This window comes from Streptomyces sp. ML-6 (genome assembly GCF_030116705.1).
Classification (GTDB): domain Bacteria; phylum Actinomycetota; class Actinomycetes; order Streptomycetales; family Streptomycetaceae; genus Streptomyces.
Genome location: NZ_JAOTIK010000001.1, coordinates 4,794,478 through 4,815,847, shown reverse-complemented (window position 1 = coordinate 4,815,847; position 21,370 = coordinate 4,794,478). Strand labels below are relative to the sequence as shown.

The window sequence follows — 21,370 nt, the reverse complement described above, 5'->3', positions numbered from 1 at the left end:
CGGAGCGTCGGTGAGTACGGAGGGGCTGCGCCCGGCGGGAGTGCAGCCCCTCCGGCCGTTACGGCTGCTGCTTCTTCGGCGGGACGGCCGGCATGCCGAGGAACGGCAGTCGCAGCGCGCCGAACGCCTCCTTCGGCACGGCCGGCGCGCACGGCTCGACCGCGGCCAGCCGCTCGTACGCCTCGCCCTGCGCCGGGCGCGGGTCCGGCTCGCCCTTGTTGGGCCAGAAGGACATCGCGCGCTCGGCCTGGGCGGTGATGGTGAGCGACGGGTTGACGCCGAGGTTCGCGGAGACCGCCGAGCCGTCGACCACCGAGATGCCGGGGTGCCCATGGAGCCGGTGGTACGGGTCGATCACCCCGTCCTCGGCGGTGGCGCCGATGGCACAGCCGCCGAGGAAGTGCGCGGTGAGCGGGGTGCCCATCAGTTCGCCCACGTTCGACCCCGCGAAACCGTTGATCTCCCGGGCGAGGAGCGAGGCGCCGCGGGTCGCCGCCTCGATCTGGGTCGGGTTGGGCGCGCCGTGTCCCTGCCGGGCGGTGAGCAGGCCCTTTCCGATGCCGCCGGGCTTGCGGTACGTCGTCAGGGAGTTGTCGAGCGACTGCATGACGAGCCCGATGATGGTCCGCTCCGACCAGCGGCGGTTGGAGAGCGACCGCAGGGCGAGCGCCGGGTGCTTGGCCAGTTCGAGCAGCCACCTGCGCACCCGGTGCGCGCCGTACGGCACCTGGAGGACGGTCAGCGCGCCCATCGAGTTGGAGCCCTTGCCGTACCGGACCGGCTCGATGTGGGTGTTCTCGTCCGGGTGGATCGAGGAGGTGATGGCGACGCCGCGGGTGAAGTCGACCCGCGCGGCCCCGTGCTTCTTGCGGTAGCGGCGGTCGGTGGTCTGCGAGCCGACCAGGCCCTCGGAGTTGGTACGGGTCAGCTCGCCGAGCCGGGACGAGATCCGGGGCAGCAGGCCGGTGTCCTTCATCCGGTGCAGCAGCGTCTGGGTGCCGTACGTGCCCGCGGCGACGACGACCCGGCGGGCGGTGAACGTACGTCCCTTGCCCTTCTTCCGGTTGTCGGTGGGGAGGGTCTTGACCGCGTGGCCGCCCCGGGAGTCCTCGACGACCGCGACGACCGAGGTCATCGGGTGGACGACCGCGCCCGCCCGCTGGGCGAGGTGGAGGTAGTTCTCGTTGAGGGTGTTCTTCGCGCCGTGCCGGCAGCCGGTCATGCACTCGCCGCACTCGGTGCAGGCCCTGCGGGAGGGGCCGGCGCCCCCGAAGAACGGGTCGGGGACCTCACTGCCGGGCTTCGCCCGCGCCGTGCCGTCGCCGTCCTTGCCGTCCCCGAAGAAGACGCCCACCGGGGCCATGTGGAACGTGTCGCCGATGCCCATGGCCTGCGCGGTCGCCTTCAGGTGGACGTCCGACGGGGTCATGGTCGGGTTGAGCCGGACCCCCAGCATCCGCTTGGCCTGGTCGTAGTACGGGGCCAGCTCCTCGCGCCAGTCGGTGATGTCCTTCCACTGCGGGTCGTCGAAGAACGGCGCGAGCGGCTCGTACAGGGTGTTGGCGTAGTTCAGCGAACCGCCGCCGACGCCCGCGCCCGCCAGCACCATGACGTTGCCCAGCAGGTGGATGCGCTGGATGCCGTACAGACCGAGCGCCGGGGCCCACAGGAAGTTCTTCAGGTCCCAGGAGTTCCTGGGCAGTTCGGAGCGGGTGAAGCGGCGGCCCGCCTCCAGCACCCCGACCCGGTACCCCTTCTCGGTCAGCCGCAGGGCCGAGACCGCACCGCCGAAGCCCGAGCCGACGACGAGCACGTCGTAGTCGTACGCGGCATCGTCGCATGCGGCGTCGTCGGCCGTTTCCCGGCCGGCGGGCCGATTCTGGGCAGGGCTGTCCTGGGACATGGCTCTCCTCGGTACGAAACGGGCGGAAGGTGCTGCGGCACCACCGGTGTCGGCGCGGGCAAAACCCCGTCGGTGCGGACGGAACGCTGTCAGCGCAGACGGAACGCCTTCATCGCCCTGAGACTGGCGCTCATGAACGCGGCGTACTTCTCGTCGTCCATGCCGAAGGACGGGGCGAGCGGGATCAGCCGCTGCTGGGCGACGGTCTGCGCCTCGGTGTACTTGAGGATGCCCTCGGAGCCGTGCCGCCGGCCGAGCCCGGAGTCCTTCATGCCGCCCATCGGGGACTGCACGCTGCCATAGGCGGGGGCGTACCCCTCGTTGATGTTGACCGTGCCGGTGCGCAGCCGGGCGGCGACCTGGTGGCCGCGCCGGGAGTCCTTCGTCCAGACGCTGGAGTTCAGGCCGTACGGGGTGGCGTTGGCCAGCGCGACGACCTCGTCCTCGTCGGTGAAGCGGTAGACGGAGACGACCGGGCCGAAGGTCTCCTCGGTGCACACGGCCATCGGCGCCTCGACGCCGTCGAGGATGGTCGGCTCGTAGAACAGCGGGCCGATGTCGGGGCGGGCGACCCCGCCCGCGACGAGCCTGGCGCCCTTCTCGACGGCCTCCGCGACGTGCCGACTGACGGTCTCCAGCTGGCGCTCGCCGACCAGGGAGCCCATGTCGGCGCCGTAGGCGAGGGAGCTGCCGAGCCGCATGGCCTTGGTGCGGGCGGCGAAACGGGCCACGAAGTCGTCGGCGATCGACTCGTGGACGTACAGCCGCTCGATGGAGATGCAGAGCTGTCCGGCGGAGGAGAAGCAGGCGCGGACGGCGCCCGCGGCGGCCTTCTCCACGTCGGCGTCCTTCAGGACCAGCATGGCGTTCTTGCCGCCGAGTTCCAGCGAGACGCCGACCAGCCGGGCCGCCGCGCCCTGCGCGACCTCGCGGCCGGTGCGGGTGGAGCCGGTGAACGAGACGTAGTCGGCGTGCTTGACGACCTCGGGGCCGACGACGGGGCCCTCGCCGAGGACGACCTGGAAGACCTCGGCGGGCAGTCCGGCCTCGATCAGCAGGTCACGGGCCCACAGCGCGGTCAGCGCGGTCTCCGTGTCGGGCTTCATCACGACGGCGTTGCCGGACACGAAGGCGGGCAGCGCATCGCCGACGGACAGTTCCAGCGGGTAGTTCCACGGCGCGATCTGGCCGACGACGCCGCGCGGCTGGCGCAGCTCGGTGACCTTGGTGAGGGTCGGCACGACACCGGTGTGCCGCTTCGGCCTCAGGTACGCGGCGGCCCTGCGCCCGTAGTGGCGGGCCGCGACGGCGACGGCCTGCACCTCCTCGTGGGCGTGCAGCCGGGCCTTGCCGGTCTCCAGCTGGATCAGGTCGAGCACCTCGGCCTGACGGCCGAGCATCAGGTCGTGGAAGCGGAGCAGCACGGCGGCGCGGGCGCGGACGGGGGTCGCGGCCCAGGCGGGCTGGGCGGCGCGGGCCCGCTCGAAGGCGGTCGCCACCTCCTCGGGGGTGGACTCCGGCAGGTCGGCCAGCTTCTCCCCGGTGAAGGGGGTGTGGTTGGCCGTGCGGCCCGAACCGACCACGCCCCGGGTGAGCTGGGCGATCACTTCGGGGGTCACCACATCGGCGGCGGTGCGCGCCCCGGCGGGGGCGGCGGCCACGGGGTTGGTGCCGACCGGCGCTGCGGAGGTGGACGTGGAGGCCTGCGAGTCCGTCATGAGGGCGAGAGTACGTCCAGCCGCACACTTTGGATACCCGTGGGTAATGGGTTTTCACAGTCCTCACAAACAAGCCAGTGGTCACTGGCAACGAAGCCCCTGATCAGCGGCCTTCTGCCCGGGTGACCCGGCGCGAGGTCATCTCCCGAGGACCGGACACTCCCGGTCGGAGGAGTCGCCTGGGCCGATTCGGCCGGAGGGATCGCCCGCGCCCGGTCCGGCTCACTCGGAGGAGTTGCCCGGGCCGGCTCACTCGGAGGAGTCGCCCGGCGCCCGCCAGCTGCGCAGCATCGTGTCGAACTGCGCCCGGGTCGTCTCCCAGTTCTCCTCCGGGCCCGTCATGTACAGCGCGTACTCGGGTCCGCCCGTCTCCCCGAAGTACATCTGGTCGATCGCGTGCCGGGGCCCCGGGTGCTGCTTGGTCTCGGTCCAGGTGAACTCCCAGAGCGATCCCGGCCGGTCCCGGTAGGTGTTGGAGTGCAGGGTCCGGCGCTGGTAGCCGGGAAGCCGCTCGGAGAGCTGCTTCTCCAGGCTCAACATGTGCATGTACGAATTCTCGAAGTCGGGCGCCGGGTCGATGCTGATCCGGATGTAGCGCACACCGCCGTCCGGGGTGTAGTCGATCTGGTTGCCGTCCATCCGGCGCTCCCAGCCGTCGGGCACGATCAGGCTGAAGCCCTCGGGGTCCTCCACCCGGTGCCAGCCGTCGGGCACGTCCTTCACCGGACCGGTGGCCTTCGAGGAGGACGGGGCGTCGGGATCGGTCCCGGGTCTGCCGGGGTCGGTCCCGGACTTGCCGGGGGCGGTCCCGGCCTTGCCGGGGTCGATGGCGTCCCCGGTCGGGTCGGTCCGCCCGATGGACTTCTCCGTGCGGTCCCCGTACTTCATCGCGGCGAGTCCCGCGCCGCCGCCGACCAGTGCCGCGATCGCGACGACCAGGATCGCGGTGCGCCAGCGTCCGCGGCTGCGGCGGGTCACCGGGGCCGTGGCGGGCGGCCCGGCGTCGGAGTGGGGCGACGGGGCGGGGGCCGTCGGGCCGGTGGCGTCGTCCTGGCCCAGGGAGTTCAGCATCTCGCCGGTGACCCGCTGCGTCGGTACGAACGCCTGCGCGGCCACGGGTTCGCGGCCCTCCATGGCGTCCAGCAGCATCCGCTCGGCCTCCGCCGCCGTCGGACGCTCGTCCGGCTCCTTGCGGAGCAGCGCGGTGATCACGGGGGCGAGCGGGCCCGCCCGGCCGGGCGGCGGCGGCTCGTCGGTGACGACGGCCTGCATGGTGGAGATCGGGGACGTGCGACGGAAGGGCGAGCGCCCCTCGACCGCGGTGTAGAGCGTGGCGCCGAGCGACCACAGGTCGGAGGCGGGCCCCGGGTCGGCGCCGCGGACCCGTTCGGGCGCCAGGTAGTCGATGGAGCCGACCAGTTCGCCGGTCCTGGTGATGGTCGAGTCGCCCTCGATGGCGGCGATCCCGAAGTCGGTGAGCAGCACCTGCCCGTCCCCGGCGAGCAGGACGTTGCCGGGCTTCACGTCGCGGTGCAGGACCCCCGCCGCGTGCGCGGCGCGCAGGGCGCCCAGCACGTGGAGGCCGATCCTGGCCGCCTCGCGCGGCTCCACCTCGCCGGACTCCTTGGCGGCGTCGGCGAGTGACGGGCCGTCGACGTACTGCATGACGATCCAGGGCCGGTTGTCGTACTCGAGCACGTCGTGGACGGTGACCACGCCCGGGTGCGTGATCCGGGCGGCGGCCCGGGCCTCCTTCTGCGTCCGGGCGTGCAGGACGGCCCGGTCCGCCTCGGCGACGTACTGCCCGGCGGTCAGCTCCTTGACCGCGACCGTGCGGTGCAGCACCTCGTCGTGGGCCCGCCACACCTTGCCCATGCCGCCGCGCCCCAGGACTTCGCCCAACCGGTACCTTCCGGCCAGCAACAATCCCGTTTCCGTGCCCTGTGATTGCTCCACGCGTCCCCGCCCCGTGTCCCCGCCCCGTACCTCGGATGCCAGATTACGGAGCGGACGCACGGCCACGGAACCTCGCACCGCCCAAGAGACCGCACTGTGATGCTTGTCGCTCCGTCACCTGCCGGCCGGTGCGCGGAGCGGGGTCAGGACGTCACGCGGTAGGAAGCGATGGCTTGTTCGTAGATGTCCGAAACCTTGTCACGCTGGTCCTCCGGGCCGATGACCTGGATGACGTGGTAGCGGCCCTCGACGATCATCACGAGGTTGCGGGCGTACACCTCGCGCCCCGAGGCGTCCTGCCAGGTGAACTGGCCCTCCGCCATGGCCTGTCGGCCCACGTCGATCCGGCGCAGCCCGCTCGATCCCGACCACTCGGAGTCGCGGAACTGCTGCAGCTCCAGCTCCTTGTCGGCCTGGTACGCCAGCGGGTCGCCGCCACTGGACTTGACCGTGTCACGGCCCGGGACGATCAGCAGGCTGAAACCGTCGCCGCCGTAACGGATCTGACGGTCGGCGTTGGCCGGGGTGCGCCGCCAGCTCTTGGGCGCGCCGACCTCGAAGCCCTCGGCGTCCTTGCGCAGGGTGTAGCCGGGGGCGAGCGCGACGGCGGAGCGGCTGGTCTGCGGCTGTTGGGAACCGGACGGATCCTGGCCGCCGGTCTCCCCCGTGCCGGGGTCCGGCGCACCGGACGTCGACGCCCCGGGCCCCGAGGAGCCGTTGCCCGGTCCGGCGTCCGACTTGGGCAGGAACAGCACGGCATACGCGATGGCCGCGGCCATGACCAGCAGGATCAGCAGCAGGAGCATCCGCCCGAGCCTGCGCGGCGCCCGGCCCTCGGCGGACCGGGGCGGGGTGCGGAGCGCCTTGGGCTCGCGCGGCGCCCTGGGAGCCTTGGCGGGTCTGGGAGCCTTGGCGGGCCTGGGGGCGCGTTCGGCCCTGGGCCCGTCCGGTCGCTCGAACCCGTCCTGCCGGTCGGTGTGGTCCCGCCGGTCGAATCCGCCCAGCAGGTCGAGCCCGAGGTCCTGCTCCGGCTGCGCCTGCCGGCCGGGCCTGCCCTTGGTGTGCCGGTGACGGCCGTGGGCCGCGTTGCGACCGCGGCGACGGCGGACCAGCTCGCCCCGGCGGCGCACGATGGGGAGCCGGGCACTGTCGGCGGCCGGCAGGGGCACGACGTCCAGACCGGCCTCGGGCTCGGGCGCCGAACGCACCAGGGAGCGCAGCCAGCCGCTCAGCTCCTCGAAGTCCGGCCGCTCGGTGGGGTCCTGGCGCAGCAGGGACTCCACGACGGGGCGCAGCGGGCCGCACTCCTCGGCGAAGGCGGGCGGCTCGGCGCACACCATCTGCACCAGCTCGGCCGCGTTCTCCTCGGGGTAGGGGGCGTGGCCCTGAACGGCGCGGTAGAGCAGCGCACCCAGCGCCCAGAGGTCGGTGGCGGGGCCGATCGGCGGCGCCAGGCGCCAGTTCTCGTGGACGGGGCCGGCCTGCTCGGGCGCCCAGCGCTCGGTGACCGCGCCCACGACGGCGATCCGGGTCTGCCGGGCGCGCTCGGCGGCGAGGGGGGTGGCGGGGCCCCGGTAGCCGGAGCCCGTACGGCCGTCCTCGTCGCCCTCGTCCCAGCGGCCCGCCGACTGCTGCTCCGGCAGGTGCGCGGGGAGGCCCGGGGCGCCGCCGCGCCGGGCCTCGGCCCGCAGCGCGTCCTGCCCCGATCCTCCGGCGGGCACGGGACGCCCCGCTCCGGGCCCGTCGTTCCACGAGCCGATGAGGTACGCCCGCCGAGGGGGAGACGCGGGGCCCGGGGGCGTGCGGTCGTCCTCGCCCTCGTGATGGCCGGGGTCGGTGTCGTGGACGTTCTCGGCGTCGTGGATGTCCTCGTCGTCCTCGCTCGCGTCGTCCTCGTACGGGTCCTCGGCGTGCGGGGTGTCGTCGCCGTACGGGCCCTTGGACCAGGGAGATCCGGTGTAGGGGGCCGTCGTCCCGGTGGTGTCGTCGCCGGTCCTCCTCGCGTCGGGCCGCCCACTCCGCGACTGCGTGAAATCCCTGGACGGGGACGACGGGAAGGCGTAGTTCACCGGGCGCGGCACGGCCTCCAGATCGCCCGGGAGACCCGGCGCCGCCTCTCTCCGCACGTCACCGGAGCGGTCGCCGCCGAAGGGCTCGCCACCGAAGTGACCGTCCCCGGCGCGGTCGCCGTCCTCGTGCGGAGCATCGGGGTACGGGGCGTCGTCGTCGGCATCCGCACCGGCCTCCGCATGCGGGTCGTCGGTGTACGGGTCACCGTCGGCGTACGCCTCGTCATCACCGTCGCCGTCACCGTACGGACCGTCGTCCTCCCGGCCCGTCCCTATCGCCATCCGGCCGCGCGAGGCCGGGACCTCGGCCATGGGGGCGGGCGCCGGAGGCACTGCGGGCCGGGGCGGCGCGAACACTCCGGCTTCGGCCTCGGATCGGTCGTATCCGTCCTCCTCGTCGTACTCGTCCCCGTGGTCGTACTCATCCCCGTGGTCGTACTCGTCCTCGTGGTCGTCGTCCTCGTCGTCGGGCCGCGGCGTCGTCACGTAGCCGCAGAGCGCCTCCTCCGCCGCCCCGGCCGCCAGGCCGGTCAGCAGGACGCGTCCGTCGTCGCAGACCAGCACCGTGCGGGCGGTGATGTTCCGGTGGGTCCAGCCATGGGCGTGCAGCGCCCGCAGCGCGGCCAGCACGTCGGAGCCGATCTCGGCGGCCCGGAAGGGGTTGAGCGGGCGCTCCGCGAGCAGGCTCGCGAGCGGGCGGGCCGCGACGAACTCGCTCACGATCCAGAGCGAACCCGCCTCGGCGAACACGTCGAAGACCTGGCCGAGCCGGGGGTGGTCGGGAACCTGGGCCGCCGCCTGCGCCGCCTCGACGGCACGCCGCACCACCGGGTCCGCCGGCTGCCGCACCGCCCCTCCGGCGCCCCGGAAACCGGTCGGCACCGAGCCGTCCGCGCCGAGCACCTCGGCGTCCACCACCTCGGGCAACGGCACCTGCCGGACCAGGACTTCCTGCCCGCTGTAGGTGTCGAACGCCCGGGTCTCGACCGGTTCGTACTCGTCCGACCGGGACAACGGAAGGCGGTAGCGGTCGGCAAGCACCCGACCCGCGTAGTCGTCCACGACGCCTCCCCAGAGCGCGTTGTCCCCCGGCCACAAGGGACCGCATCAACCCGTCAATTGCGGTCGCTCACCGTGCAACTGACCCATCGTTCCGGCTGCGTACGGCCTTCAGGCTCTCACGATACGTGGCACGTGACGGCCGCGCGCCGGGGTCGGTGCAACCCGGCCCCTTTCCCCCGAGGAGTCAGACGGACCAGCCGGATCGTCCGGTTCCACCGGAGCCGCTGGTTCCGGTCGGTCCGGTCAGTCGACGGGTTTGAACGTGTCGAACGCGACCTGACGCAGCTTCCGGCACTCCGCGTCGTTCCACTCGTCCGCCTTGCAGCTGATCATGATCGCGTAGCCGTGGCCGGCGTCGACCTTGAAGCCCCGGTTGAGCACATGGACCGGCTGGCCCTGCTGGGTGCGCTCGAACTGCCAGTCGGCGACGGTCGGGTAGCCGTTGTACTCGACCTTCTTGATGCCGAAGTGCTTGTAGCCCCTGCTGGTGGCGGCGACGGCGGCCCGCGCGGCGTTCCAGGCCGCGGCGGCGTCGCCGCCGGGCGAGTCGGTGTAGTCGATCTGGATGCGCGGGAAGCCGCCGTCGACGTTGTAGATCGCCCCGGAGTTGCTGCCGGCCGTCTTGTCGAACCGGAAGTTCTCGGGCATGGCCACCGTGAAGTGGAAGCGCTTGCTCGCGACCTTCCGGAACCCGGCGGGCAGGGCGTCACCGGGCTTGTCGCCCTTCGAGCCGTCCGCCCCCTCGGCCGCGCCGTCGCCCTTGTCCTTGCCCTTGTCCGCGTCCTGGCCCTGGGCGCCGTTCTGGTCCTTGCCCTGGTCCTTGCCGCTGCCTCCGCCGGTGCCGCTGTCGGTGTCCGTGGAGGAGCCCCCGGTGGCCGTCGAGGGCCCGGCCGAGGTGGACTTGTCGTCCTTGCCGTTGCCATTGCCCGCGTTGTTCTTGTCGTCCCCGTCGAGCGTGAGCGCGAGGATCGTGCCGATCAGGACGAGCGCGATCACCGCGGCGATGATCGCCAGGGTGCGGCGCGGCACCACGTCCGTGAGGGACGCGCGCGGCGGGGCGGCCGGCGACGTGGCCGGACGGGGCGGCGGCACGGAGGCGGAGGCCACCCTGGCCGCGCCGGTCGCCGGGGCGGCGGGCCGACCGGGCTTCGACAGGGATGCCGGACCGCTCGCCGCGGCGGCGGACGGGGGCGCGGCGGTGGCCGGCGTGGCGGCAGCGGCCGTACCGGCGGCGGCGACCGGGGCCGCCTTCGCGTTGCGCACGGAACGCAGCGCGCCCCGCAGCCGGTCCCGCGCGCCCTCGCCCTGCTCCGCGGGCTTCGACGCCGCCTCGGGGCGGGCGTCCGGCGTCTTGGGCAGGGCCATGACCTGGGTGGCCTCGGCGGGCGGAACCGCCGCCGGCTCCGGCTTCTCGGGAGCGTGGATCACGTCGTTGAGCAGGGTGCGGGCGCCCGCGTCGTCGAGCCGCTGCTCGGGGTCCTTGGCGAGGAGGCCGTAGATGACGTCCTTCAGCGGACCGGCGTTCTTCGGCGGGTCGAGCGGCTCGGTCATCACCGCGGTCAGGGTGGCGATCGCCGAGCCCTTGTCGTACGGCGGGGTGCCCTCGACGCTGGCGTACAGCAGGCCGCCGAGCGACCACAGGTCGGCGGGCGGGCCCGGCTTGTGCCCGCGGGCGCGCTCCGGGGAGATGTACGAGGGCGCGCCGACGAGCATGCCCGTCGAGGTGACCGACGGGTCGCCCTCGACCTGGGCGATGCCGAAGTCGGTCAGCACGACCCGGCCGTCCTCGGCGATCAGCACGTTGGACGGCTTCACGTCACGGTGCAGGATGCCCTCGCGGTGCGCCGATCTGAGCACGTCGAGTATCGCGAGGCCGACCTCGGCCGCCCGCTTCGGCGTCAGGACCCCGTCCTCGCGGATGGCCTCGGCGAGGGACTTGCCCTCGATGAGCTCCATCACGATCCACGGCCGGTCGTCCTCGTCGACCACGTCGTAGACCGTCACTGCGCCGTTGTTGCGAATCCTGGCGATCGCCTTCGCCTCGCGCAGGGTGCGCGTGATGAGACGGCGCTTCTCGTCCTCGTCGATGGCCGAGGGGAACCTCAGTTCCTTGACCGCGACCGTGCGGCCCAGCGTTTCGTCGGCGGCACGCCAGACCGTGCCCATACCGCCCCGGCCGAGCACTTCCCCGAGCCGGTACCGACCCGCGAGGAGGCGTCCGTCCGTGTCCCGTTGGGGCTCCCGTGCCTGCTCCGCCTCCGACATGCGTCCCCTCTGCGATCAACCCGCCCTGGCAGAGCGTTCATTGTCCCTCACCCCGACACCGGTCGTGGTGCCGGGTCCACGGGCCCGTCATGATGTGCCCGGAGAAAGGGATTCCCCGCCATGCCGATACCCAGGGCACTGTTCGTCACCCCGTTGGTGCTGGTGCTGCTCCTCCTGGGAACAGCGACCCCGCCCAGCGAACCACACCTTGCCCCCGCGGCCACCCACCTTCCGCGGCTCGTCGCCCGGGGAGGCGCCCCCACGGCGGCATTGCTGGCCCGTCGGGTCCCTCCCGCACCGTACGACACCTACCGCTCGACGGGACCGGGTATCCGACAGGCGGACCGGTTCCGGGTCGGCAGCATCACCAAGACCTTCGTCGCCACGGTCGTGCTCCAACTCGCCGGGGAACGGCGGCTGCGCCTGTCCGACACCGTCGACCGGCTGCTGCCCGGACTGATCGGGGGGCACGGCAACGACGGCCGCCGCATCACCCTGCGCGCCCTGCTCAACCACACCAGCGGCCTGTACGACTACACCGCCGACGCGTCCGCCCATCCGGTCTCCCCCGCCGAAGCGATCCGGGTCGCCCTGGCCCACCGCCCGACGGGCGCCCCCGGCCGCTACGCCTACTCCAACACCAATTACGCCGTACTCGGACTCGTCGTTCAACGGGTCACCGGCCACGGCTACGCCACCGAGATCCGCGACCGCATCCTCAACCCCCTCCGTCTCACCGGCACCTCCCTCCCGGGCGCCCGCACCGGCCTGCCCGACCCGCACGGCCGCGGCTACACCCGCGACCCGGCCGACGGCACGCTCCGCGACGTCACCGTCCTCGACCCGCGCACGGCGGGCGCGGCCGGGGAGCTGATCTCCACCCTCGGCGACCTCGACCGTTTCCAGTCGGCCCTGTTGGGCGGCCGTCTCCTCCCGCCGGCCCAGCTGACGGCCATGCTGGACACGGAGGCCACGCACGGCTCCTACGGCCTGGGCATCCAGCCGCGAAAGCTGTCCTGCGGCACCACCGTCTGGGGCCACAGCGGCCGCATAGCGGGCAGTTACGTCCGTACCGCCGCCACCCGCGACGGGCGGCACACCCTGACGTACCGCACCAACACGGACACCCTGACCGACGGGGAGGCCCTCGAACAGGCACTGCTCGACGCGGAGTTCTGCACCCCCGCCCCTTCCTCCTGAGCCGGGTACGCCGTCCCCGGCCCCCGGGGCAATACACCTGGACCGGCTGGATGGGCTGGATCGGTTAGATCGGCACGATGTCCGGGGCCCCGAGCCGCGCCGCGTCCGCCGTGAGGTCGTCCGGCTGCCGCTGCGACTCCCGTTCCGCCTGCACCCGCTTCTCGTAGTGCTCGACCTCCCGGTCGACCTGCCCCTCGTCCCAGCCCAGCACCGGCGCCATCAGCTCCGCGCAGATCCTGGCGCTGCGCGTGCCCCGGTCGAAGGTCTCTATGGAGATCCGGGTACGACGGGTCAGTACGTCGTCGAGATGACGCGCGCCCTCGTGCGAGGCCGCGTAGACGATCTCGGCCTTCAGGTAGTCGTCGGCCGCGGGCAGCGGTTCGCCCAGCGCCGGATCGCCGACGACGAGTTCGAGGATCTCCTCGGTCATGGACCCGTAGCGGTTGAGCAGGTGCTCCACCCGGGCGACGTGGAGGCCGGTCCTGGCCGCGATCCTCGCGCGGGCGTTCCACAGGGCCCGGTACCCCTCGGCCCCCAGCAGCGGGATGTCCTCGGTGACGCAGGCCGCCACCCGCTGGTCGAGGCCGTGCACCGCCTCGTCCACCGCGTCCTTCGCCATCACCCGGTACGTCGTGTACTTGCCGCCCGCCACGACCACGAGGCCCGGCAGCGGATGCGCCACCGTGTGCTCGCGCGAGAGCTTGCTGGTGGCGTCGGACTCCCCGGCCAGCAACGGCCGCAGGCCGGCGTAGACGCCCTCGACGTCGTCCCTGGTCAGGGGCGTGGCCAGGACCGAGTTGACGTGTTCGAGCAGGTAGTCGATATCGGCGCTGGAGGCCGCCGGGTGCGCCTTGTCCAGGTCCCAGTCGGTGTCCGTCGTCCCGACGATCCAGTGCCGGCCCCACGGGATGACGAAGAGGACGGACTTCTCGGTCCGCAGGATCAGCCCGGTCGTGGAGTGGATGCGGTCCTTGGGGACGACCAGGTGGATGCCCTTGGACGCCCGTACGTGGAACTGGCCGCGCTCCCCGATCAGCGCCTGGGTGTCGTCCGTCCACACCCCGGTCGCGTTGACCACCTGTTTGGCCCTGACCTCGTACTCCCGGCCCGTCTCGACGTCCTCGACGCGGGCGCCGACGACCCGCTCGCCCTCCCGCAGGAAACCGATCACCCGCGCCCGGTTGGCCACGTGCGCGCCGTAACCGGAGGCGGTGCGCACCAGTGTCGTCACGTAGCGGGCGTCGTCCATCTGCGCGTCGTAGTACTGCAACGCCCCGACCAGGGCGTCCTTCCGCAGCGCCGGGGCGACGCGCAGGGCGTGGCGGCGGGAGAGGTGCCGGTGCACGGGCAGCCCCCGGCCGTGGCCCGACGACACCGACATCGCGTCGTAGAGCGCGACCCCGGAACCGGCGTAGAACCGCTCCCAGCCCTTGTGCTGCAAGGGGTAGAGGAAGGGCACCGGCCTCACCAGGTGCGGGGCCAGCCGCTGGAGGAGCAGACCGCGCTCCTTCAGCGCCTCCCGCACGAGCGCGAAGTCGAGCATCTCCAGATAGCGCAGACCGCCGTGGATCAGCTTGCTCGACCTGCTCGACGTGCCCGACGCCCAGTCGCGGGCCTCGACCAGGCCGGTCGAGAGCCCTCTCGTCACCGCGTCCAGCGTCGTACCGGCGCCGACCACGCCCGCTCCCACGACCAGCACGTCCAGTTCGCGCTCGGCCATCGCGGCCAGCGCCTCGGCGCGTTCCGCAGGTCCCAGTGTCGCTGTCCTCACCGCTGCCTCCCGGGTAGATCGGGGTGGTCCGGCACTGGGGCGCGACCCGACGCGAAAGCCGGACGGCCCGTGCCCACCTCTCGATTCTGTCCGCCGTCCACGACTTCGGCCACCGCCTGTGGACAACACCAGGACGGCAGGAACCCGGCAATGCGACATATAGGTCATATTTAACCCTAGTGTGACATTGCGCTGTCCCCAGCAGTTGCGCTTTCTGGCTCCATGGTCCTGGACCGATCGGGAAGGACGGCCCTCCACATGCCCGCAGACCTCGCCGTCATCGGCCTCGGCCACCTCGGCCTGCCCCTCGCCCAAGCCGCCGTGTCCGCCGGCATCGAGACCGTCGGCTACGACACCGACCCCCGCGCCTGCACGGAACTCTCCGCGGGCCGCACCCCCGTCGAGGGATCGCTCACCGCCTCGGAGATCCGCCGGATGCTCTCCGGCGGGTTCCGCCCCACCACCGACCCGGCCGAACTGGGCCGCGTCCGCACCGCCGTGATCTGCGCCCCCACCCCGCTCGGCGCCGACCGCCACCCCGACCTCACCGCCGTCGGCGACGCGGCCCGCGCACTCGCCGCCCGGCTGCGCCCGCACACCACCGTCCTCCTGGAGTCGGCCGTACCGCCCGGCACCACCGAGAACCACGTACTACCGCTGCTCGAGGCGGGCTCCGGGCTGCGCGCCGGCCGCGACTTCCACCTCGCCTGCTCCCCCGGCCGCCTCGACCCCGGCAACCGGACCCACAACTACGCCAACACCCCCAAGGTCATCGGCGGCCTCACCCCCGCCTGCACCGAGTCCGCCGCCGCCTTCTACGGTCGGCTCACCGACAAGGTCGTACGGGCCCGCGGCACGCGCGAGGCCGAGATGACGAAGGTCCTGGAGACCAACTTCCGGCACGTCAACATCGCCCTGGTCAATGAGATGGCGGTGCTCTGTCACGACCTCGGCGTCGACTTCTGGGACGTCATCCGGTGCGCCGAGACCAAGCCCTTCGGCTTCCAGCCGTTCCGGCCCGGCCCCGGTGTCGGCGGTCACGGCGCCCCCGTCGACCCGGGCTGCCTCCCGTACCGCCGCCGCGCCCCCGGCCACCCACTGCGCATGGTCTCGCTCGCCCAGGAGATCAACGACCGGATGCCGCAGTACGTGATCCAGCGGTGCGCCACCCTGCTGAACGAGCACGGAAAATCCGTCCGCGGCGCCCGGGTGCTGCTGCTCGGCGTCACCTACAAGCCCGACCTGGCCGACCAGGAGGCGTCCCCCGCCCGGGAGATCGCGGGCCGGCTGATGGACATGGGGGCACAGATCGGCTACCACGACCCGCACGTCCTGGACTGGCGGGTGCGCGAGCTGCCCGTTCCGCGCGCCGACTCGCTGTACGAGGCCGCGTCGAGCGCCGACCTCACGGTGCTGCTCCAGCACCACCGGACCTACGACCTCCAGGGCCTCGCGGTGAAGGCACAGCTCCTCCTGGACACCCGTGGAGCCACCCCGGCAGGGGCCGCACATCGGCTGTGAGGAGGGTTTCGCGGAAGATTCCGGTGGGCGATGTCAGGGGCGGCTGCTAGCCTGCGGCGTCACTTCTCGCACAATCGTGCGCTTCCGTTCCAGGGGGATTCCTTCATGAGCCAGCCCGTGCCGCCGCCGAACCAGCCGCAGCAGCCGCAGCAGCCGTACAACGCCCAGCCCGGCGGCAACCCGTACGGGGGCCAGCAGCCCGGCGGCAACCCGTTCGGGGGCCAGCAGCCCGGCCAGCCCGGCGCGCCGTTCGGCGGCGCCCCGTACGCCCCTCCGGCCCCGGTGCGCGACAAGGTGGGCCTCGGTCTGCTGACGGCGCTGGTCACGGCGCTCGTCGCGGCCTTCCTGTACGGCGTCATCGCCGGCGCGATCGAGCGTGAGATCGGCTACATCGCCATCGGTGTCGGCTTCCTGATCGGCTTCGCGGCGAGCAAAGTGGGCGGGCGCAACCCGATCCTGCCCGTGGTCAGCGCCGTCCTGTCGGTGGGCGCCGTCTACCTCGGCCAGCTCATCGGCGTCTCGATCATCCTGTCCGACCTGGCCCAGCAGTCCGCGGCCACGCTGTTCTTCGAGAACTTCGACGTGCTGACGGAGGCGTGGGGCGAGGCGGCGGACTTCAAGGCCTACATCTTCCTGCTGCTCGGCGCCGTCGCCGCCTTCGGTGGCGCCAAGAAGGCCGCGTAACCCCGGCCCGGTTCCGCAGGGTCCGCGGTACCGCGAAGGATCCGGCCGCACCGGACGGATCCGATGGACGCGTCCATCGGGCACGTTCACCGGGCACGGGCGAGGGCCCCGCACACCGCCGATCGCGGTGCACGGGGCCCTCGCCCGTTCTTCCGTGCGTCTGTACGTCCGTACGTCCTGCACGTGTCCCGTACGTTCCCCTACGGGGAAGTGCTCAGCGGCTGTGCTGCGAGTCCGCCACCGTCACCTCGACGCGCTGGAACTCCTTGAGGTCGCTGTACCCCGTCGTCGCCATCGCCCGGCGCAGCGCGCCGAAGATGTTCATCGAGCCGTCGGGGGTGTGCGAGGGGCCGGTCAGGACCTCCTCGGTGGTGCCGACGGAGCCCAGGTCCACCAGCTTGCCGCGCGGCACGTCCTCGTGGACGGCCTCCATGCCCCAGTGCCGGCCGCGGCCCGGCGCGTCGGTGGCGCGGGCCAGCGGGGAGCCCATCATCACGGCGTCCGCGCCGCAGGCGATGGCCTTCGGCAGGTCGCCGGACCAGCCGACGCCGCCGTCCGCGATCACGTGCACGTACCGGCCGCCGGACTCGTCCATGTAGTCCCGGCGGGCCCCGGCCACGTCGGCGACCGCGGTCGCCATCGGGACCTGGATGCCGAAGACGTTGCGCGTGGTGTGCGCGGCGCCGCCGCCGAAGCCGACGAGGACACCGGCCGCGCCGGTGCGCATCAGGTGCAGGGCGGCGGTGTACGTGGCGCAGCCGCCGACGATCACCGGGACGTCCAGCTCGTAGATGAACTGCTTGAGGTTCAGCGGCTCGGCCGCGCCGGAGACGTGCTCGGCGGAGACCGTCGTGCCGCGGATGACGAAGATGTCCACGCCCGCGTCGACGACGGCCTTGGAGAACTGGGCGGTGCGCTGCGGGGAGAGCGCGGCGGCGGTGACGACGCCGGAGTCGCGCACCTCCTTGATGCGCTGCCCGATCAGCTCCTCCTGGATCGGGGCGGAGTAGATCTCCTGGAGGCGGCGGGTCGCCGACTCGACGGGCATCTCGGCGATCTCGTCGAGCAGCGGCTGCGGGTCGGCGTGCCGGGTCCACAGCCCTTCCAGGTTGAGGACGCCGAGGCCACCGAGCTCGCCGATGCGGATCGCGGTCTGCGGGGAGACCACCGAGTCCATGGGGGCGGCCAGGAACGGCAGCTCGAACCGGTAGGCGTCGATCTGCCAGGCGATCGAGACCTCCTTCGGGTCGCGGGTGCGACGGCTCGGTACGACGGCGATGTCGTCGAATGCGTACGCCCGGCGGCCGCGCTTGCCGCGCCCGATCTCGATCTCAGTCACGATGGTGTGGCCTTTCCCTCTATGTCTGCGCTGTCCAGTATCCCCGACACACGCCTGAGGGGCGGCCCCGGAACCCCGGGGCCGCCCCTCAGGCGTGTGGCCGCGTCACTTCCTGCTGTAGTTCGGCGCCTCGACCGTCATCTGGATGTCGTGCGGGTGGCTCTCCTTGAGACCCGCCGAGGTGATCCGGACGAACCGGCCGTTCTCCTGGAGCTCGGGGACGGTGCGTCCGCCGACGTAGAACATCGACTGGCGCAGACCGCCGGTGAGCTGGTGGACGACCGCGGAGAGCGGGCCGCGGTAGGGGACCTGGCCCTCGATGCCCTCGGGAACCAGCTTCTCGTCGGAGGCGACGCCCTCCTGGAAGTAGCGGTCCTTGGAGAAGGACTTGCGGTCGCCGCGGCTCTGCATCGCGCCGAGCGAGCCCATGCCCCGGTAGGACTTGAACTGCTTGCCGTTGATGAACATCAGCTCGCCCGGGGATTCCTCGCAGCCCGCGAGCAGCGAGCCGAGCATCACGGTGTCCGCGCCGGCCACCAGGGCCTTGGCGATGTCGCCGGAGTACTGCAGGCCGCCGTCACCGATGACCGGGACACCGGCCGCCTTGGCGGCGAGCGACGCCTCGTAGATCGCGGTGACCTGCGGGACGCCGATGCCGGCGACGACGCGGGTGGTGCAGATGGAGCCGGGGCCGACACCGACCTTGATGCCGTCGGCGCCCGCGTCGATCAGCGACTGGGCGCCGTCCCGGGTGGCGATGTTGCCGCCGATGACGTCGACGCCGGACGCGTTCGACTTGATCTTGGCGACCATGTCGCCGACCAGCCGGGAGTGGCCGTGGGCGGTGTCCACGACGATGAAGTCGACACCGGCCTCGACGAGCGCCTGGGCCCGCTCGAAGGCGTCACCGGCGACACCGACGGCGGCGCCGACCAGCAGTCGGCCTTCCTTGTCCTTGGCGGCGTTCGGGTACTTCTCGGCCTTGACGAAGTCCTTGACGGTGATGAGGCCCTTGAGGACCCCGGCCTCGTCGACCAGCGGGAGCTTCTCGATCTTGTGGCGGCGCAGCAGCTCCATGGCGTCCACGCCGGAGATGCCGACCTTGCCGGTGACCAGCGGCATCGGCGTCATGACCTCGCGCACCTGGCGCGTGCGGTCCGACTCGAAGGCCATGTCGCGGTTGGTGACGATGCCGAGCAGCTTGCCCGCGGCGTCGGTGACCGGAACGCCGCTGATGCGGAACTTGGCGCACAGCTCGTCGGCCTCGCGCAGCGTCGCGTCCGGGTGCACCGTGATCGGGTCGGTGACCATGCCGGACTCGGAGCGCTTCACCAGGTCGACCTGGTTGGCCTGGTCGGCGATGGAGAGGTTGCGGTGCAGCACACCGGCGCCGCCCTGCCGGGCCATGGCGATCGCCATGCGGGCCTCGGTGACCTTGTCCATCGCGGCGGAGAGCAGCGGGATGTTCACCCGCACGTTCTTGGAGATGTACGAGGAGGTGTCGATCTGATCGGGCGCCATGTCGGACGCGCCGGGCAGCAGCAGCACGTCGTCGTATGTCAGCCCGAGCGTCGCGAATTTCTCGGGCACTCCGTCGACGTTTGCAGTCATGACACCTTCCCCAAATGGCCTTGATCGGTGCGGATGTCCATGCTAACGGCCTTCGGGGGTGTCTCATTCCACGAACAAGATCACCTGGGGATTCTGTAACTTCCTACGGGCCGTCGGGGGTGGGTACGGAGGCCGCGCGGGGTCCGGAACGAAGGCCCCGTAGGGGCCGGGACGGAGGTACGGAGGCCCCGTAGGGGCCGGGACGGAAGCCTCGTCAAGGCCTGGCAAAGGATCTGCGGGGCCGGCCAGAAGCTTCGCTGGGTCTGTCAGGAGCTTCGCGGATCTGGCAGGAGCTTCGCGGATCTGTCAGGGGCTTCGCTGGATCCGGCAGGAGCTTCGTGCGTTCCGGCAAGGGCTTCGCCGGGCCCGGGCGGGTTCGGCCTCACCCCGGGCGGGCCCGGCCTCATTGTCCCGCGAGGGCTCTCAGCCGGCTCAGCGCCCGGTGCTGGGCGACCCGGACCGCTCCCGGGGACATGCCCAGCATCTGCCCGGTCTCCTCCGCGGTCAGCCCCACGGCGACCCGGAGGACGAGCAGCTCGCGCTGGTTGTCCGGGAGGTTGGCCAGGAGCTTCTTCGCCCAGGCGGCATCGCTGCTGAGCAGGGCCCGCTCCTCGGGGCCGAGCGAGTCGTCGGGCCGCTCGGGCATCTCGTCCGAGGGCACGGCGGTCGATCCCGGGTGCCGCATGGCGGCCCGCTGGAGATCGGCGACCTTGTGTCCCGCGATGGCGAAGACGAACGCCTCGAAGGGCCTGCCGGTGTCCTTGTAGCGCGGCAGCGCCATCAGCACCGCGACGCAGACCTCCTGCGCCAGGTCCTCCACGAAGTGGCGGGCGTCACCGGGCAGCCGGTTCAGCCGGGACCTGCAGTAACGCAGGGCGAGGGGGTGGACATGGGCCAGCAGATCATGGGTGGCCTGCGCATCGCCCTCGACGGCGCGGTGCACCAGGGCACCGATCGCCGTCGTCTCGTCGTCGCGCATCGGACCATGGTGCCTCGGAGCCTCGCCATCCGTGCCACCGCGTCCGCAGTTGTGCACCGAAGCGTTATGAGCGGGTGCGCCGGAAGTCATGTCCTGCGCCCTCCCCTTCCGCTGGACCGAATCGTTCCCGAGGAACTCCACCCCGAGGAACTCCACGTCTCAAGGATGCGGCATCGGCCGGGAAGCGTCACATACCGTCGGCCCGGCGGGCGCCGCGGAGGGCACGGAGCCCGCCGGGCGCACGTCGGCCGCGCCGCCCCGCCCGCCGGTGTGCGGGCGGGGAACCGCTCGGCCGTCGGCCCCGGCCGCCCCTCAGCGGACCAGCCCCCAGCGGAAGCCGAGTGCCACGGCGTGCGCCCGGTCCGAGGCCCCGAGCTTCTTGAACAGACGCCTGGCGTGGGTCTTCACCGTGTCCTCGGAGAGGAAGAGCTCGCGTCCGATCTCGGCGTTCGAACGGCCGTGGCTCATCCCTTCCAGCACCTGGATCTCCCGCGCGGTGAGCGTCGGCGCCGCACCCATCTCGGCCGACCGCAGCCGGCGCGGGGCGAGCCGCCACGTCGGGTCGGCCAGCGCCTGGGTGACGGTGGCCCGCAGCTCCGCGCGGGAGGCGTCCTTGTGCAGATAGCCGCGGGCACCGGCGGCGACCGCGAGCGCGACCCCGTCCAGGTCCTCGGCGACGGTCAGCATGATGATCCTGGCGCCGGGATCGGCGGAGAGCAGCCGCCGGACCGTCTCCACACCCCCCAGGCCGGGCATGCGTACGTCCATCAGAATCAGATCCGAACGGTCGGCGCCCCAGCGGCGGAGGACTTCCTCGCCATTGGCCGCCGTCGTCACCCGCTCGACGCCGGGCACGGTCGCGACCGCGCGTCGGAGCGCTTCTCGGGCGAGCGGGGAATCGTCGCAGACGAGCACGGATGTCATGACCGTCCTCCGCAGCTGATGCGCGTCACCTTGTGCCTCCAGGCTGTTACCAGTCGTCACCTGCGCGGTTGACACTCTCGGACACCTGCCCGATCGCTTTTTCCGCCAACCGCCTCCGCCCTCTCAACGACGGTCACTCGAAAGAGTTACGGGTCGGGCAAGCGGGTTCGGCACTCTACGTGAGAAGGCGCACACGGAGGGGAACGGCACGGATCATCCAACGGTCAACCGAAACTTCACATGAAGGTATGCCCCATTTAGCGGGTTTTCTTCCCTTTTGCTGGCGTCTATGACTAGATTCGCAATCAGTCATATTTACATCTGCTTACACCGTAGTTGTACGGTCGTGAGCACGGTCAACGACAGAC

At 72.1% G+C, this 21,370-nt stretch carries 13 protein-coding genes; 3 read left to right on the top strand and 10 right to left on the bottom strand.

From position 1 onward, the window contains the following. Nucleotides 1-58: 58 nt before the first annotated feature. The 5 genes from OCT49_RS21590 to OCT49_RS21570 form a co-directional block, all read right to left on the bottom strand. Nucleotides 59-1,903: a GMC family oxidoreductase gene (locus OCT49_RS21590; RefSeq protein WP_283853480.1), complete on the bottom strand. Its 1,845-nt coding sequence runs from the start codon at nt 1,901-1,903 to the stop codon at nt 59-61. Nucleotides 1,904-1,992: 89 nt separating this feature from the next. Beyond that, nucleotides 1,993-3,621, bottom strand: a complete 1,629-nt coding sequence (locus OCT49_RS21585; protein WP_283853479.1) for a succinic semialdehyde dehydrogenase — start codon at nt 3,619-3,621, stop codon at nt 1,993-1,995. A 249-nt stretch (nt 3,622-3,870) separates the two neighbouring features. Then, nucleotides 3,871-5,577, bottom strand: a complete 1,707-nt coding sequence (locus tag OCT49_RS21580; protein ID WP_283853478.1) for a serine/threonine-protein kinase — start codon at nt 5,575-5,577, stop codon at nt 3,871-3,873. Between the two features lie 143 nt (nt 5,578-5,720). Beyond that, complete coding sequence (locus OCT49_RS21575; RefSeq protein ID WP_283853477.1) at nt 5,721-8,708, bottom strand: serine/threonine kinase C-terminal domain-containing protein; 2,988 nt, start codon at nt 8,706-8,708, stop codon at nt 5,721-5,723. A 243-nt stretch (nt 8,709-8,951) separates the two neighbouring features. Next, nucleotides 8,952-10,973, bottom strand: coding sequence for a serine/threonine-protein kinase (locus tag OCT49_RS21570; RefSeq protein ID WP_283853476.1), 2,022 nt, complete (start codon nt 10,971-10,973; stop codon nt 8,952-8,954). Nucleotides 10,974-11,093: 120 nt separating this feature from the next. Between OCT49_RS21570 and OCT49_RS21565 the strand changes: the two genes are divergently transcribed. Then, nucleotides 11,094-12,173, top strand: a complete 1,080-nt coding sequence (locus tag OCT49_RS21565; protein WP_283853475.1) for a serine hydrolase domain-containing protein — start codon at nt 11,094-11,096, stop codon at nt 12,171-12,173. Nucleotides 12,174-12,237: 64 nt separating this feature from the next. On the opposite strand, the gene OCT49_RS21560 is transcribed toward OCT49_RS21565, so the two are convergent. Continuing rightward, complete coding sequence (locus OCT49_RS21560; RefSeq protein ID WP_283853474.1) at nt 12,238-13,944, bottom strand: glycerol-3-phosphate dehydrogenase/oxidase; 1,707 nt, start codon at nt 13,942-13,944, stop codon at nt 12,238-12,240. Between the two features lie 258 nt (nt 13,945-14,202). Here OCT49_RS21560 and OCT49_RS21555 point away from each other — a divergent pair, with 258 nt between their 5' ends. Together OCT49_RS21555 and OCT49_RS21550 are read left to right on the top strand one after the other, a co-directional pair. Next, a complete protein-coding gene (locus OCT49_RS21555; protein WP_283853473.1) occupies nt 14,203-15,465 on the top strand; it encodes a nucleotide sugar dehydrogenase in 1,263 nt (420 codons plus the stop codon). A 105-nt stretch (nt 15,466-15,570) separates the two neighbouring features. Then, nucleotides 15,571-16,149, top strand: coding sequence for a hypothetical protein (locus tag OCT49_RS21550; protein WP_283853472.1), 579 nt, complete (start codon nt 15,571-15,573; stop codon nt 16,147-16,149). 214 nt (nt 16,150-16,363) lie between these two features. Here the strand turns inward: OCT49_RS21550 and OCT49_RS21545 are convergent, their stop codons facing one another. From OCT49_RS21545 to OCT49_RS21530, 4 genes are all read right to left on the bottom strand, one after another. Further along, entirely contained in the window at nt 16,364-17,488 is a 1,125-nt protein-coding gene (locus OCT49_RS21545; RefSeq protein ID WP_148838755.1) for a GuaB3 family IMP dehydrogenase-related protein, read from the bottom strand. Between the two features lie 105 nt (nt 17,489-17,593). Then, nucleotides 17,594-19,099, bottom strand: coding sequence for an IMP dehydrogenase (guaB, locus tag OCT49_RS21540; protein WP_283853471.1), 1,506 nt, complete (start codon nt 19,097-19,099; stop codon nt 17,594-17,596). 403 nt (nt 19,100-19,502) lie between these two features. After that, a complete protein-coding gene (locus OCT49_RS21535) occupies nt 19,503-20,078 on the bottom strand; it encodes a sigma-70 family RNA polymerase sigma factor (RefSeq protein WP_283853470.1) in 576 nt (191 codons plus the stop codon). 312 nt (nt 20,079-20,390) lie between these two features. Further along, nucleotides 20,391-21,002 (bottom strand): response regulator transcription factor, encoded by a 612-nt coding sequence (locus tag OCT49_RS21530; RefSeq protein ID WP_003948568.1) that lies wholly within the window; start codon nt 21,000-21,002, stop codon nt 20,391-20,393. Nucleotides 21,003-21,370: the final 368 nt, after the last annotated feature.